At 41.7% G+C, this 14,685-nt stretch carries 13 protein-coding genes and 1 tRNA gene; 12 read left to right on the top strand and 2 right to left on the bottom strand.

Annotated elements, in window-relative coordinates:
* The first annotated feature begins 43 nt into the window (after nucleotides 1-43).
* The 9 genes from PY091_RS11590 to PY091_RS11550 all read left to right on the top strand — a co-directional run bounded on the left by PY091_RS11590 (nucleotide 44) and on the right by PY091_RS11550 (nucleotide 7,882).
* Nucleotides 44-1,348: a TolC family protein gene (locus tag PY091_RS11590; RefSeq protein WP_275649817.1), complete on the top strand. Its 1,305-nt coding sequence runs from the start codon at nucleotides 44-46 to the stop codon at nucleotides 1,346-1,348.
* 7 nt (nucleotides 1,349-1,355) lie between these two features.
* Nucleotides 1,356-2,444: an efflux RND transporter periplasmic adaptor subunit gene (locus PY091_RS11585; protein WP_275649816.1), complete on the top strand. Its 1,089-nt coding sequence runs from the start codon at nucleotides 1,356-1,358 to the stop codon at nucleotides 2,442-2,444.
* Nucleotides 2,445-2,461: 17 nt separating this feature from the next.
* Complete coding sequence (locus PY091_RS11580; RefSeq protein WP_275649815.1) at nucleotides 2,462-5,656, top strand: efflux RND transporter permease subunit; 3,195 nt, start codon at nucleotides 2,462-2,464, stop codon at nucleotides 5,654-5,656.
* 1 nt (nucleotide 5,657) lies between these two features.
* Nucleotides 5,658-5,963 carry a hypothetical protein gene (locus PY091_RS11575; RefSeq protein WP_275649814.1) on the top strand — a complete coding sequence of 102 codons (306 nt, stop codon included), beginning with the start codon at nucleotides 5,658-5,660 and terminating at the stop codon, nucleotides 5,961-5,963.
* 9 nt (nucleotides 5,964-5,972) lie between these two features.
* Nucleotides 5,973-6,176, top strand: a complete 204-nt coding sequence (locus PY091_RS11570; protein WP_275649813.1) for a YgaP family membrane protein — start codon at nucleotides 5,973-5,975, stop codon at nucleotides 6,174-6,176.
* 60 nt (nucleotides 6,177-6,236) lie between these two features.
* Nucleotides 6,237-6,794 (top strand): YeeE/YedE family protein, encoded by a 558-nt coding sequence (locus tag PY091_RS11565; protein ID WP_275649812.1) that lies wholly within the window; start codon nucleotides 6,237-6,239, stop codon nucleotides 6,792-6,794.
* Complete coding sequence (locus tag PY091_RS11560; RefSeq protein ID WP_275649811.1) at nucleotides 6,791-7,204, top strand: YeeE/YedE family protein; 414 nt, start codon at nucleotides 6,791-6,793, stop codon at nucleotides 7,202-7,204. Before PY091_RS11565 ends, PY091_RS11560 begins: the two co-directional genes overlap by 4 nt.
* 102 nt (nucleotides 7,205-7,306) lie before the next feature.
* Entirely contained in the window at nucleotides 7,307-7,714 is a 408-nt protein-coding gene (locus tag PY091_RS11555) for a response regulator (RefSeq protein WP_275649810.1), read from the top strand.
* 96 nt (nucleotides 7,715-7,810) lie between these two features.
* Nucleotides 7,811-7,882 (top strand) — tRNA-Arg (locus PY091_RS11550).
* A 63-nt stretch (nucleotides 7,883-7,945) separates the two neighbouring features.
* Here PY091_RS11550 and PY091_RS11545 read toward each other — a convergent pair.
* Nucleotides 7,946-9,568: an RluA family pseudouridine synthase gene (locus PY091_RS11545; protein WP_275649809.1), complete on the bottom strand. Its 1,623-nt coding sequence runs from the start codon at nucleotides 9,566-9,568 to the stop codon at nucleotides 7,946-7,948.
* Between the two features lie 311 nt (nucleotides 9,569-9,879).
* On the opposite strand from PY091_RS11545, the gene PY091_RS11540 reads away from it, so the two are divergent.
* The 3 genes from PY091_RS11540 (at nucleotide 9,880) to PY091_RS11530 (ending at nucleotide 13,603) form a co-directional block, all read left to right on the top strand.
* Entirely contained in the window at nucleotides 9,880-10,890 is a 1,011-nt protein-coding gene (locus tag PY091_RS11540; protein WP_275649808.1) for a hypothetical protein, read from the top strand.
* Nucleotides 10,891-10,959: 69 nt separating this feature from the next.
* Nucleotides 10,960-12,918 (top strand): tetratricopeptide repeat-containing sensor histidine kinase, encoded by a 1,959-nt coding sequence (locus tag PY091_RS11535; protein ID WP_275649807.1) that lies wholly within the window; start codon nucleotides 10,960-10,962, stop codon nucleotides 12,916-12,918.
* 28 nt (nucleotides 12,919-12,946) lie between these two features.
* Nucleotides 12,947-13,603 (top strand): response regulator, encoded by a 657-nt coding sequence (locus PY091_RS11530; RefSeq protein ID WP_275649806.1) that lies wholly within the window; start codon nucleotides 12,947-12,949, stop codon nucleotides 13,601-13,603.
* A gap of 138 nt (nucleotides 13,604-13,741) precedes the next feature.
* On the opposite strand, the gene PY091_RS11525 is transcribed toward PY091_RS11530, so the two are convergent.
* Nucleotides 13,742-14,674, bottom strand: coding sequence for a LysR family transcriptional regulator (locus tag PY091_RS11525; protein WP_275649805.1), 933 nt, complete (start codon nucleotides 14,672-14,674; stop codon nucleotides 13,742-13,744).
* Nucleotides 14,675-14,685: the final 11 nt, after the last annotated feature.

Raw genomic sequence — 14,685 nt, 5'->3', positions numbered from 1 at the left:
GGTTTTTTAACACATCTATTTTTGGCACAAATTAATTAGGTATATGAAACGACTATTTGTTTTAATTATATTCTTTTATGCACAGGCACAACTTTTTGCCCAAGATCATGTGAAGATTTCCTTGGGGGATGTTCTTTTAAGGGTGCAAGAATCTAATGCCAGTATAAAAGTATCGGAACAGGAGGCCAAAATGGCCAAATACGATTATAGGTTTTCCAATTCCATCTTCTTGCCTCAGATTTCTGTTTCCCATACAGGAATGGCAACTACAAACCCTTTGATGGCTTTTGGATCCAAACTTAATCAGGAGATTTTAACGCAGGCGGATTTTAATCCGGCCCTTTTGAACGATCCCGATCAGATTGAGAATTATGCCACCAAGGTTTCGGTAGAACAGCCCTTGATCAATCTGGATGGGTTTTATCAGCGCAAAGCGGCCAAGACCACAATGGAGGCCAAGGAACTACAGGCCATGCGAACTAGAGACTATCTAGATTTTGAAGCCCAAAAGGCCTATGGACAACTGCAATTGGCACATCGTGCCGTAACAGTTCTTGAAAAGGCCAATGAGGCAGCTATGGCAAATTTGAACATGGCACAGAACAGTTTTGATCAAGGGTTGCTTCAAAAAGCAGACCTGTTGGAAGTAAAAGTTCGTGTAACCGAAGTTTCCGATCAATTGAAAACGGCCAAGAGCAATGTTCAAAATGCATCGGATTACTTGGCATTTCTAATGAACGAACAAGGGGATGTCATTTACGAACCATCAGAAGAATTGATGCCGGATAATGTTGATGTTACTATGGAAAGTTCCTTGGAAAATAGAGCCGATGTAAAAGCTATGGATTTGGTCTCGGAAGCATACAAGGCCAACATGAGAGCGGACAATATGACCTTTTTGCCCAGGCTCAATGCCTTTGCGAGCTACGAAATGTACGATGACCAAATTTTTAGGGCAGATGCAAAGGGATACATCATCGGTGCAAGTTTGAGCTGGGATGTTTTTAAAGGTTCCCAACGCTTTGCCAAAGCAGGAAAGAGCAAAACAAGTTATGAAAAAGCAAAACAAGAATACGAACAGTACGTCGCCAAAAGTTCTATGGAGCTTCAACGCACCAAGCGGATGGTCGAAGATGCGAAAAGCAGGCTCCAGACCTCAAAATTGGCTATGGAGCAATCCGAAGAATCATTGAGGATACGTACCAATAGATTCAAGGAGGGTCTAGAAAAAACAACCGATTTATTAATGGCCGAGGCCACTTATGCAGAGAAACAATTGTTGTATTACCAGACCATATTCGAATACAATCAAGCACAATCACTATTAACATTTTTAACCAAAGAATAATTGCAACATGAAAAACGCTACAATATATAAAAGCATCCTTTTGACCGTATCCATGGGACTTACCTTGGTGGGATGTGGAAGTGACGAGAAACAATCGGTGGACACTTCGCAGGCGGTTGCTGTAACCGTTGCGGATGTGGATACGGGCGATACCTCTACCATTTTGGCAGGAAGTGGGCAAATAACCGCTGTAAACAGTGCCACTTTAAGTACCAGAATGATGGGTCATGTGGAGTCCATTCCTGTAAAAATTGGACAGAAGGTCAATAAAGGAGATCTATTGATTTCCATAAACAATGTGGACCTGCGCGCCAAAAAAGCACAAGTAGAGGCTTCTATCACCGAAGCTACCGTTGCTTTTAACAATGCCAAAAAGGATTATGAAAGGTTCCGGAACCTTTTTAACGAAAACAGCGCCTCACAAAAAGAGCTGGATGATATGACCGCGCGCTATGAAATGGCCAAGGCCAGATTGGAAGCCGCCAATCAAATGAAGAACGAAGTAAACTCCCAGTTTGCCTATGCAAATATTCGTGCACCGTTTAGTGGTGTGGTCACCAACACCTATATAGATGAAGGTGATATGGCCAACCCAGGTGTTCCTTTGGTTTCGGTGGAATCCCCAGGTGGATTTGAAGTTGAGGCCAAAGTAGCGGAGAACAATATTTCAGAGATCGAAATAGGAACCAAGGCCCACATACTTGTAAAGGCTTTGGATACCACGATTACCGGAAAAGTGTCCGAGTTGAGTGCTTCCGCGCAAAATACGGGAGGGCAATATGTGATGAAGGTTTTATTGGACAAAACAGAAGCCAAGATTTTGTCAGGTATGTATACCACCATTAGGCTGGAGACGGAAAATCAGGGCAATGGTAAAGCAGTTGTCACTGTACCGTCCAAAGCCTTGGTGCATAAAGGCCAGTTGACCGGAGTGTATACTTTGGGGCAGGATAATGTGGCTTTGTTGCGCTGGTTGCGCTTGGGCGAGAATTATGGAGAAGAAGTGGAAGTATTGTCCGGTTTGTCCAAAGGAGATCAATATATCGTATCGGCCGAAGGAAAATTGTACAATGGTGCCAAAGTAACCATTCAATAACCTAAAATCAGGTAGCAATGAAAGACGGACTTGCAGGAAAAATAGCCAAAGGGTTTATCAGCTCCAAACTAACGGTGCTCTTGATGATCGTTTTTATGGTCATTGGGGTATACAGTTCTTTTCTTATCCCAAGGGAAGAGGAGCCACAGATAGACGTGCCAATGGCAGATATATTTGTGGGATATCCCGGGGCCAGCCCAACTGAGGTGGAATCCAGGATCACAAAACCACTGGAGAAGATAATTTCGAACATCAAAGGCGTGGAATATGTGTATACCACTTCTATGCAAGAGCAAGGAATGGCCATTGTACAGTTTTACGTAGGCGAGGATATTGAAAGGTCTTTGGTGCGTTTGTACGACGAGATCAACAAACATATGGACCAAATGCCGGAAGGTGTGACCATGCCATTGGTAAAGACACGTGCCATTGATGACGTGCCTATGCTGGCATTGACACTTTGGAGCGATGAGTACGATGATTTTCAGCTTAGGCAGATCTCGGGCGAGCTCATCAATGAGATCGAGAAAGTGAACGGGGTTTCCATTACCAAGAAAATAGGGGGGCGAAGTCCACAGCTACGCGTGGTAGTGGATAAAGTGAAAATGGCGGAATCAGGTGTGGATATGTTGGCAGTTGCCCAGATGATCAAAGCGAATAACCAGCAAATGGATGCTGGTAACTTCCTTTCGAACGATACGGAGTTCCACATTAGCACCGGAAACTTTTTGGAGACCAAAGAGGATTTGGAAAATCTGATAATAGGCACCAAACAGGGTCAACCCATTTATTTAAAGCAAGTAGCCACCGTATTGGACGGTCCAGAGCTGCCAAAAAACTATGTTTCGCTCGGATTTGGGGCCGCCAGTGAAAAGGCGGAAACCTTTAGGTCCGAATATCCGGCCGTAACCATTTCCATCGCCAAGCGCAAAGGGGCCGATGCGATGAAGATTGCCGATGTGGTATTGGAAAAAGTAGACCATCTAAAGACCACTCTTATTCCCGATGAGGTAAAGGTAGAGGTGACCCGTAACTACGGTCAGACAGCTTCGCAAAAGGTATCTGAACTATTGATGCACCTTATTGGGGCAATCATAGCAGTGACCTTTGTGGTTATGCTGGCCATGGGCTGGCGAGGTGGATTGGTGGTGTTCCTATCCGTACCGATTACATTCGCATTGACACTGCTCAGTTATTATATGCTCGATTATACCTTGAACCGAATCACTTTGTTTGCTTTGGTTTTTGTAACGGGTATCGTGGTGGATGACTCCATTATTATCGCCGAGAACATGCACCGCCACTTTAAAATGAAACGGTTGCCTTTCAAGGATGCTGCGCTATACGCGATCAATGAAGTGGGTAACCCTACAATATTGGCCACATTTACGGTAATAGCATCCGTACTGCCCATGGCGTTCGTATCCGGGTTAATGGGCCCCTATATGTCGCCCATGCCGATTGGTGCGTCCATTGCCATGTTGTTGTCCCTGTTTGTCGCTTTGACCATTACCCCATATTTGGGATATATTTTCCTAAGGGAAAAGGATAAAAAGAACAAGAAGGAGAAAGAGGCCGTTGAAATTCAGGATACATTTATTTACAAGGCCTACGAACGTTTCGAGAAACCTCTTATTGAAAGCGGAAAAAAAAGATGGATGTTCTTGGGAATCACTTTCTTTTTATTGATTGCTTCCGTGGCCATGTTCTTCACCAAATCGGTAGCGGTAAAAATGCTTCCTTTTGACAATAAGAACGAGTTCCAAGTAGTGATCGATCTACCTGAGGGAACAACCTTGGAAAGAACTGCCGCTGTTACCAAGGAAATTGGTGCATATCTATCCACAAGACCAGAAGTGGTGAACTATCAAACCTATGTAGGAACATCGGCTCCGATCACTTTTAATGGATTGGTAAGGCATTACGATCTTAGGGGTGGCAGTAATATGGCGGATATTCAGGTAAACCTTGTCGATAAGCACGATCGCAGTGAGCAAAGCCATGATATTGCCAAGCTGTTACGACCTAAAATCCAAGAATTGGGCACAAAGTACAATGCGAACATCAAGATCGTTGAGGTGCCTCCTGGACCTCCAGTACTGTCTACCATCGTAGCCGAGGTATATGGTCCGGATTACGACAAACAAATTGCATTGGCGGACGATGTAAAGGGTATTTTAAACAATACCACCGATGTGGTGGATGTGGATTGGATGGTCGAGGACGATCAAGTGGAATACGATTTTGTGATCGATAAGGAAAAAGCCATGCTGTACGGGGTTACCCCGCAACAAATTGTTCAAGTGATGGCCATGGCCTTCCGTGAGCAGCCAGTATCCTACATTTATCGAGAAGATGCATTTGATCAAATCGGAATTGTACTGTCCGTAAGTGAAAAGGATAAATCGAGCTTGGATCAAATCAAACAATTGAAGATTGCTTCCCAACAAGGGAATATGATATCTGTTGGGGACTTGGTTCAAGTAAAAGAAGGAACCAAGGCAAAAAGTATCTACAGAAAAAACCAAAAGCGTGTCGTGTATGTGATGTCCGATATGGCCGGAGAACTTGAAAGTCCTGTTTATGCAATTTTAGGGATGACGGACAAGTTGAACGCCCTGGAACTCCCAGAAGGGTATTCCATCAACGAACTGTACATGGAACAGCCGCAATACGAGGACGATTATACCGTGAAATGGGATGGTGAATGGCAGATAACCTTGGAGGTGTTCCGTGATTTGGGCATTGCATTTATGGGTGTAATCGTAATTATTTATATGCTCATCGTAGGATGGTTCCAAAACTTTAAGGCACCTATGGTGATGATGGTGGCCATTCCCTTATCCCTGATCGGGATTGTTTTGGGGCACTGGTTACTTGGTGCATTCTTTACCGCTACATCCTTTATTGGTATGATAGCTTTGGCCGGTATTATGGTCCGGAACTCGGTACTGCTGATTGACTTTGTCAATTTGAGGCTAAAAGAAGACATTCCGTTAAAGCAAGCCGTTATAGAGGCCGGTGCCGTACGTACCACCCCTATTTTGTTGACCGCTGGAACGGTTGTTATTGGAGCTTTTGTGATTTTGTTCGACCCAATTTTCCAAGGGTTGGCCATATCGCTCATGGGAGGAACCATAGTGTCCACAGTGTTGACCCTATTGGTTGTGCCATTGGTTTATTACATGATTGAACGTAAAAATTACAACTAACATGAAAATGATCATAGTTACCACGGTGGAAGAGTATAAAAGCCAGGTTTTTAAACTCTTTAAACAAGCTGGAGTGGATAGCTTCAGTGAATCCGATATAGATGGTTATAAAAGCGCAGCGCCGTTAATGTACACCAGTAGTTGGTTTCCCAGTGAAAAGGGAGGGGCTGCGTCCAATATGTTCTTCTCCTTTACCGAGGAAGAAAAGGTCACTGTACTGTTCAAATTATTGAAACAATTCAATGAGGAGAGCGAAACCACCAATCCAATTAGAGCTGTAGAAATACCAATCGAAAGAACCGTATAAATATTAAAAATGAGAAATAGAATAGTAAGAGGAGTTGCTGGAACCTTTATATTGATCAGTTTGTTGTTGGCTATTTATGTCAACCAAAACTGGCTTTGGTTTACAGCTTTTGTAGGGGCCAATCTGTTGCAGTCATCATTGACCAAATGGTGTTTGTTGGAAGATATCCTAAAAAAGTTCGGGGTTACTGATTCCGACAAGAACTGCTGTTAGGAGCAACCTAAATTTGTTTTTTAAAGCATTTTCGTCACCTTTGTTAAAAACCTCGCGAAAATGCTTTATCAACCTTGGCCTTGGTACGTATCGGGCCCTCTCATCGCCCTGATCATGGCTATATTGATCTTAATGGGCAAAAAGTTTGGAATGTCCTCCAACTTGGAAACCTTTTGTTCCATGGGTGGAGCAGGGAAATTTACCGATTACTTTAAAATCGATGTCAAGTCCAAACGCTGGAATTTGTTGGTAGTATTGGGCTCTGCCATTGGTGGATTTTTGGGCGCACATTGGTTGTCGCCAAATCCTGCAGTGGATATCTCCCCCAAAACCGTTGAAAAACTCCAAGTATTGGGTTTTGAAAGTGCTGGTAAGGCCTATTTGCCAACCGAGCTTTTTAGTTTGGAATCCCTTGCCGATCCCAAGGTCTGGATCGTACTTTTAATTGCAGGGTTTTTAGTCGGTTTTGGAACACGCTATGCCGGTGGTTGTACTTCTGGACACGCCATTTCCGGTTTGAGCAACTTACAGCGGCCCTCTTTGATCGCTGTTATCGGGTTTTTTATTGGAGGACTCATCATGGTCCATTTGTTGTTTCCCCTAATTTTTGGATCATGAAGAATTTAGCTTATATCATCATAGGAACTTTTTTGGGTGTAGTCCTTTACAAGTCGGAAGCAGCATCTTGGTTCAGGATCTACGAAATGTTCCAGTTCGATTCATTTCACATGTACGGAATCATTGGTTCTGCACTTGCATTGGGAGTTGTACTTGTCTATTTGATCAAAAAATCAAAAATAAAGTCTTTTTCAGGGGAGACCATTATAATTCCCGATAAGGAAAAATCATTTACCAGATATATTCTTGGAGGAACACTCTTTGGATTGGGATGGGCTTTGGCGGGTGCATGTCCGGGACCCATTTATATTTTGGTAGGAGCTGGCTATTGGCCCATAATCATTGTTTTGGTGGGAGCATTGCTAGGGGCTTTTGTTTATGGCATTTTGAGAAGCAGATTGCCACATTAAGAGTGACTTAACGGGATATTTGGGCAAAACAACGAAAATGAATGGTTCGTTGGGGACTAGCGTATAGCTTTGGACGTCCCAAACTTACTTAATAGTCCCTACATGAAACTTACCACGTTTATCATAGACGATGATTTGGTATCGCAATTTGCGACCCGATATTGTATTCAGCAATCCCATGGAGATTTTGATATTGTTACCTGTTCCAGTGGTGAAGAGGGTATACAGGCCTGTTTTAGTGCTATTGAAATGCACAACAAGCTACCCGATATTATCTTTTTGGATCTAGTTATGGATGGAATGAACGGCTGGGATTTTTTGAAAAACTTGGAGAATCTCTTCAAAGACCATAAACTTCCAAGTATTTATGTCCTTTCTGCATTTACCAATTCTTCGGACCGCAGCATTGCCAAAGAACATGAGCTTATCGCAGGTTATGTGGATAAGCCCTTATCACGTTCTTATTTAGAAAAAGTCCTTAAGGAAGAGGAACGGAACAGGAATGTTTGATCTTAGAAGAGCTCTCTTAAATAAAACCATATAAATTGAATAGTGGGATTGCGTAAAATATGCTAAAAACGCTATTTTTGCATTCCATTTTTAAATGGCCCCGTAGTTCAATGGATAGAATAGAAGTTTCCTAAACTTTAGATGCAAGTTCGATTCTTGCCGGGGCTACTTTTCTTCAATCAATCCAAATCAATCAACTAGGTTTTCTTAGTTGCTGAATACTGCTGATCGTCAAATATCAAAAGGTATTTCTGTACTGATCGTCATTTCCTCTTTGGAAACAGGATGCATAAATTCTATTTGCTGTGCATGCAGACAAAGTCGCTCCGATGGAGTGCCATACAAATTATCCCCTACGATTGGCGCATGCAATCCCAGTTTATGGGCGCAATGTACCCGAAGTTGATGCGAACGACCCGTTATGGGGTTCAATTTTATCAAAGTTTGACGAGCTGTCTTTTTTATGACCTGGAATCGTGTCAAAGCTGGTTTGCCATGTTCGTAGTGTACCATTTGCATCGGCCTATTGTTGATATCCAAGATGAGGGGCAGCGATATCTCTCCAGTGGTTGTAGCTATAGGTTTTTCTAGAACCGCAAAATAGGTCTTGCGAATGGTACGCTCTAAAAATTGTTGCTGCAATAGCTTATTTACTTTTTTGGAGAGGGTAACGATTATTATTCCCGAGGTGTCTTGATCTAGCCGATGTACAATTAGTGGACCGGTAGCTTTGGGGTATTTTTCCAGAATGCGGGATTTAACGGAATCTTTTATGTGCCTGCCCGGGACGGACAACATGCCGGTAGGTTTGTTTACGACCACCAGATGTTCGTCTTCAAATAATATTTCCAATTTTTTACCTGCTCCAAAATTTTCCAACAAGGGGTTTGGTTTTACTTGGATTCCTTTGAGCATATGTGCCAAAATAGGTTGGCATTTACCTTTGCAGGCCGGGTAAAAATTGCCATGTTCCCGTATTTCCGAATTGGGAGAGGGTCCCCACCAAAACTCTGCTAGTGCCACAGGTTTCAGTCCATTTTTAAAGGCGTATTGAAACAGTTTAGGAGCAGCGCATTCCCCAGCTCCGGCAGGTGGTACATCGACCCCGAAATCGGTAAAGACTGTTTTTGCGGATTTGCCTTCTCCTTCCCCGTTCAAAAAAATGAATGATCTAAAAATAGAATCCTGTAACTCGTTGGACTTGGCTTTACGCAGTGCTTTTAGCGATTCGATTCGTTTTTCAAATTCCTTATGGGCCGCTATTGCTTTTTCCAACCGCAGGTTCTCGGAACGGGTGAATCGTCTAAGGTCCATTCCTTCATTGGCACCTTGTTTTGCCAAATCCTCCAAAAGCTGCTGGCGTTCTTTTTCAGAGAAGTGAATGGACTCTCGCCTTAATCTGTCACGTTCCGATTTTCTTTTTTTTGCCGCTTTCTTAGCGACCAGAATATTTTCTTTGGTCTCTTTGGTTATCTTTATTAAGTGTTGCTTCGCACGGATGAACCCTTCACTTTCTTCCAACGCTCTAACTTCTTCGTTAATGGCATTGATAGCTGCCATTTCTGGAAAATCCTCACCTTTTGGCAATTGATGGACGGGAGGTACAAAAGGTATAATTTCAAGATTGGTTTGAAGCTCGCCCGAATAGGCACTAAGGTATCCAAGATTGCCTTCTTTGTTTTGAACCACAAGAACCCCTAACATGCGTCCTGTTGGTTGATGCACCAATTCCGGCAAATTTTGTTCTAATCTATTTTGAAGGTCATTCGCAGCCTTCTTGGCAATGGCAATTGGCGTATAGAAATGGGGGTATTCAAATGAATCAGGTATTGGGTCCTTCCCATTCGTTGTCAAATAAACTATTTTGGAATCCTCTAAAGGTGAGCCAGTTGTCAATGCCCTTTTATTTTCTAAGCTTGATTATCCCTGCAAATTTACTATTTAGAACTCTTTGTTCAACTGACCATTGCTCCAAATTCCCTTTTGTATAATTTTGTGATCCTTGTTGTAGAAGATGGCCAAACTATGCTCGTTTTACATAAAAAGCAGGAATTAGCTATCGTCTATGCTAACAATTCTTTTCCATTCCTTCATTTTACGACAATTGCCCTATTGAAACCAAGATACTGGGAGACTAGGTTTGTTCAAAACTTTAAACCAATAGTATGAAACGTATCAATTTATCTGTATTTTCTTTTTTATTGATCCTAATGTGTGTATTGCCAGAGGTCAATGCGCAAAATGTCAAGGATTTTAAAATCAAAATGTTGGGGCCTGCTAATTTGAATTTTAGAAAGAGTCCTAAAAGGATTGTTATTTCCGATTTTCAAGTCAATTTCCAAACAGCGCTACAATTAGAGGATAAGAAAAAAGGCGGAAAACTGTGGAGAGGTGGAATAAAGGGCGATGCCAAGGCATCTTTGACCTTGGTATTGGATGGGCTCAATATGGACGAGCTGCAGCAACTAACCGATATGCTCTTTGAACAATATAAGGCAGACCTTGTTTCCAAAGGATTTGAGATAGCTCCCATTGAAGAGTTGTGGAACCATAGCACCTATCAAAAAAACCGTGAGAAACGATGGGATTTAAGGTCAGGTCAAGGTGGGGAAAAAGGAGATGAGTTCGGGGCCATCGTGATGCGTCCTACCGGTCAAAAATTTATTGTGAACAAGCAATCCATGGAAAATAAGAAGACAGGTCCCTTGAAAATAGCCAATTATGAAGAGCAAGTCGAAATGAAAGTTTCCAACCAAAAAACTGATTTTATATTCAATAAGGTGGTTTTGAACGTACTCGCTTTCGATAATGCCTTGAGTGAAACTACACGAGCCTTGAACAGACATGCCGGATATGCACAGGTAAAGGCAGAGACCGATTTTAAGATTGATTCAAAAAGTTACAATAAGTTTAATATAGGCATGATGGTTTCCAATCGTGGCGTAGAGGTTGAAGGCGTTCTTGAAAAACAAAAATTTGATGCTTCCCAAGGAGCAGATGTGGACAGGAGAGGAATGGATGCTGGGGTGTTTCACGTCTGGCGTGTAGAGGACAAGGAAGACATAAATGTCTCAGTCGTTAAATGTGACCCAGAAACGTATAAGAAAGGTGCAGAACTGGCTATTACATCTTTTTTGGATGCCACTATCGAGAAGTTGGTGGACAAAGCGAATTAATTTTTCTGCAAAAACTTAAATTATATAATCAATTGGATTAGTTTTAAGCACCAACCATTTTTTTCTCTAATGACCATTTTTCAGAAGACCCTGATCCCCATTTTCCTTTTCGGCCTAATGTCTTTGCATACTGTTGAGGCGCAGGATATTCAACAAGCCATCAATGTGTTGAAAGATACCTTGGAAGTCAAGGAAGGTGAGGATAGGATTCTTGTATTGAAAGATATCGCAATGAAGTTTCGTTCCATAGATATGGACAGTGCCAGATATTATACAGAATTGGCATTTAATGAAGCAGAAGCTTTGGATGACGATTATTACAGGGCCAGAATATGGATTGTGTACGGGATTCTCTCTTGGGACGAGGGCAGACCCAAAGAAGCATTGAGTTTTCATTTGAAGGCTAAACCTATTTTGGAAAACTCCAAAGATTATTTTGTTTTGGGAAGTCTCTATACCAATTTAGCCAATACGTACGAAGCACTATCTGAGTTTGATAAGGCGGTAGATTTTCAGTTTAAAGCTTTGGAAAGCTTTACGGAAGGAAAGGATACCCTTTGGATAGCAGGATCCTATTTGAACTTGGGGAATAGATATAAGTTGATTCAAGAACCTGGTCTATCCATGGAATATTATCTCAAAGCATTGGATTTGTACGAAAGAATCGGGAACAACTATTTTATGGCGATGTGTTATAACAGTTTGGCCGTGGCCTATTTAGAAAACAAACAGTATAACAAGGCCATTGAATATGCCAAAAAATCGTACGACACAAATAAAGATGTAGGAGCTGTTTTAGAGCTTGCATATCCTTTGACGAATTTGGCCTTAGCAAGTTGGGCACTTGGTAAATATGATGAAGCTGAACTTTATTATAATGAGGCCATAGCCCTTCAGGAAAAAAAGGGAGAGCGTTTGGCCCTGATTTCCCTAAAAAATGACTTGGCCAATATATATCTTAATCAGGGAAAAACGAATCGTGCCGAAAAATTGGCTTTGACCACATATCAAGAAGCAGATTCCATAGATTACCTTCCAGGTATTGATGCACTTTCCAAGACCCTGTCCTTGATTTACGAAGAAAAACCGGATTTTAAAAAGGCCTATGTTTATCACCAAAAACATAAGGCAGCAAGAGATAGCTTATACTTTACAGAAAAGGCGAGGGAAATGTTTAACCTAAAGGAAAAGTACGAGTCGGAACAAAAGGAAAATGAGATACTCCGTCAAAAGAATGAACTGGTCGAGGGTGAGCTAGTCCTGAAAAATAGGAACAGTATGCTTATGGGAAGTGGGGCTCTTTTGGCCATACTGCTTATTGTCGGTTTTGTGATTTTTCGTGAGCAAAAGGTTAAGGCGAGGAACTTTGCAAGGGAAACCGCTCTGGAGAAGGCTATGGCCGAGGCTCGGGCACAAGAAAACCTAAAGGAACAACGTTTACGGATTGCCCGAGACCTGCACGATAATATAGGTTCGCAGCTCACATACTTGACCTCCATAACGGATTCTGCCAAACGTGGAATAGATAAAGGCGAGGTATTTTTAATGGAAAAGCTTACCCAAATGAAACAATTTTCACTTGTCACCATTTCCGAGCTTCGGGATACCATTTGGGCCATGAACAAGGACGAGATCAGTTTGGAGGATATCAAAGAGCGCACCCAGCAATTGGCGGCTACCATTCATGAAGCTACGGACGATGAAATGAGAGTTAAAGTTGAAGGGAGTCCAACCGATAAAGTGCTCAATGCATTTGTGGGAATGAATCTTTTCAGGATTATTCAAGAATCCATCAATAATGCCGTCAAACATTCAGCTGCAGCACAGGTCAATATTAATTTTACCAATGGTGAAGATGGCGTTCAAATTGTAATTGAAGATTTTGGAAAAGGATTTGACTCCTCAAAGGAATCAACTGGAAATGGACTTCATATTATGCGTAACCGGGCCGAAAAAGCGGGTATTGATTTCGTTCAGGAAAGTAAACTCGGAAAAGGTACCAAGGTAACATTGCAGGTGAGGGCATAATTCTTTTAACACTAAAAAATAGACGACCATGAGCAAAATCAAACTGGCCATAGTGGACGACAATACGTTCTTAGCTCGGGCCATCAAAGAGAAATTGATTGATTTTGAGGAATTGGACATCAAGTACATGGTTTTTAATGGTAGCGAGCTGCTTGCTAAACTGGAAAAAAGCCATAATCTGGATTTGGTGCTCATGGATATTGAGATGCCTGTTTTGGACGGCATCGAAACAGTCCGTATAGTAAAACAGAAATATCCCCACATCAAAGTACTCATGCTTACGGTTTTTGATAACGATGAGAATATCTTCAATGCCATTCAGGCCGGTGCCGACGGCTATTTGCTCAAGGAGATAGAAGCAGAGAGGTTGCATAATGCCATTTTAGAAACTATTGGGGGTGGGGCAGCAATGAGTCCGTCAATCGCGGTAAAGACACTTAAGTTGTTGAGGTATCCTGAAAAACGGGAATCATTGTCGGTACCCGAAGCAGATATTTCACTTAGTACCCGTGAAAAGGAGGTGTTGGAACAAGTGGCGGAAGGACTGAGTTATACCGTAATCGCCAAAAATCTATTTTTATCCCCAAGTACGGTCAGAAAGCATATCGAGAATATTTACAAAAAGCTTCAGGTCCACAACAAACTGGAAGCAGTACAGAAAGCGAGAAGACAAAGTTTAATATAATGCTTCAAGGCAGATTCAAAATTTCATAAATCATGAACATTCTCAAAATCAAAAAGGAAAATCCGTAAAGCTGCGGTTAAAATGATAAAGCTTGATTCTTATCTGCGAAACTTTAAATCTTAACCTTTCTTGAAAAAATCAAACATTATTAAAGTCGTTTATCCAACTGAACTCTCTCTGAATAATGTCATTTTTTCTTTCTTTCAAATAATCCAAAAAGGCTACGGCCACCGGAGATAGATTTTTCGATTTCAACCATATCAGGTTCCAAGTGGTGGTAATGGGCAATCCTCTCACAGGTATTATTTTCAACTCATGGTTTTTGAGAGCATTCTTGTTGCCTATCAATGGCATAATGGAACAGCCCAGCCCTGAAATAACGGCTTGCTTTACAGCTTCGTTCGAGGTGAGTTCCATCTTTTTATGTACCGAGTAATTGTGTTTTTCTATAAACCCCTCCATGGCACTACGGGTGGCCGAACCGGGCTCTCGGTAGATCAAGGGTGTTTTTTCGAATAAATATTTGCGAGAAAATGATTTTGGAAGCTTCCTGTTGTAATTGCTGACATAATATAGTTTGTTGGACATTAACTCTACCGTATGCACATTCATTTTTTCTGGAAGAATGGATACAAGCGCAAAGTCGACTTCATTACGTTCCAAGCTTCTCAATACTTTGGACTTGTTGGTAACATCCATAACAAGTTCAACACCCTTGTTTTCGGTCATAAAATCGGACATGAAATAGGGCATTACATATTTTCCCGTCGATACGACCGATACTTTTAATTTTCCGGATAGGTTTCCTTGATAGGCCAAGGTCCTGTAATTGATTTCCTCGACTTGGGTGATGATTTTTTTGGCCGCTTGTGCTATTTCCTTTCCAAAATCTGTAACGTAAAGTCGTCTGCCCACCACTTCTGTCAATGGAATAGGGAACTGTTCTTGAAAATTTTTTAATTGAATTGAAACGGCAGGTTGTGTCAAATGTAGCTCCTCTGAGGCCTTGGTAATGCTTTGTAATTCAGATATTTTTAAAAATATCTGAAGTTGGTGTAAAGTATAATACATAAATATAATTA

This window comes from Flagellimonas okinawensis (assembly GCF_029194005.1).
Lineage (GTDB): Bacteria > Bacteroidota > Bacteroidia > Flavobacteriales > Flavobacteriaceae > Flagellimonas > Flagellimonas okinawensis.
Note: the sequence above shows the minus strand (reverse complement) of the source record. Positions and strands in the feature narration are given on the sequence as shown.

What these genes read in the sequence shown, in the direction of transcription:
- PY091_RS11535 (WP_275649807.1), top strand. Translation starts at nt 10,960, where the DNA reads ATGACCATTTTTCAGAAGACCCTGATCCCCATTTTCCTTTTCGGCCTA.
- PY091_RS11590 (WP_275649817.1), top strand. Translation starts at nt 44, where the DNA reads ATGAAACGACTATTTGTTTTAATTATATTCTTTTATGCACAGGCACAA.
- PY091_RS11565 (WP_275649812.1), top strand. Translation starts at nt 6,237, where the DNA reads ATGCTTTATCAACCTTGGCCTTGGTACGTATCGGGCCCTCTCATCGCC.
- PY091_RS11570 (WP_275649813.1), top strand. Translation starts at nt 5,973, where the DNA reads ATGAGAAATAGAATAGTAAGAGGAGTTGCTGGAACCTTTATATTGATC.
- PY091_RS11530 (WP_275649806.1), top strand. Translation starts at nt 12,947, where the DNA reads ATGAGCAAAATCAAACTGGCCATAGTGGACGACAATACGTTCTTAGCT.
- PY091_RS11585 (WP_275649816.1), top strand. Translation starts at nt 1,356, where the DNA reads ATGAAAAACGCTACAATATATAAAAGCATCCTTTTGACCGTATCCATG.
- PY091_RS11540 (WP_275649808.1), top strand. Translation starts at nt 9,880, where the DNA reads ATGAAACGTATCAATTTATCTGTATTTTCTTTTTTATTGATCCTAATG.
- PY091_RS11560 (WP_275649811.1), top strand. Translation starts at nt 6,791, where the DNA reads ATGAAGAATTTAGCTTATATCATCATAGGAACTTTTTTGGGTGTAGTC.
- PY091_RS11525 (WP_275649805.1), bottom strand. Translation starts at nt 14,674, where the DNA reads ATGTATTATACTTTACACCAACTTCAGATATTTTTAAAAATATCTGAA.
- PY091_RS11575 (WP_275649814.1), top strand. Translation starts at nt 5,658, where the DNA reads ATGAAAATGATCATAGTTACCACGGTGGAAGAGTATAAAAGCCAGGTT.
- PY091_RS11580 (WP_275649815.1), top strand. Translation starts at nt 2,462, where the DNA reads ATGAAAGACGGACTTGCAGGAAAAATAGCCAAAGGGTTTATCAGCTCC.
- PY091_RS11555 (WP_275649810.1), top strand. Translation starts at nt 7,307, where the DNA reads ATGAAACTTACCACGTTTATCATAGACGATGATTTGGTATCGCAATTT.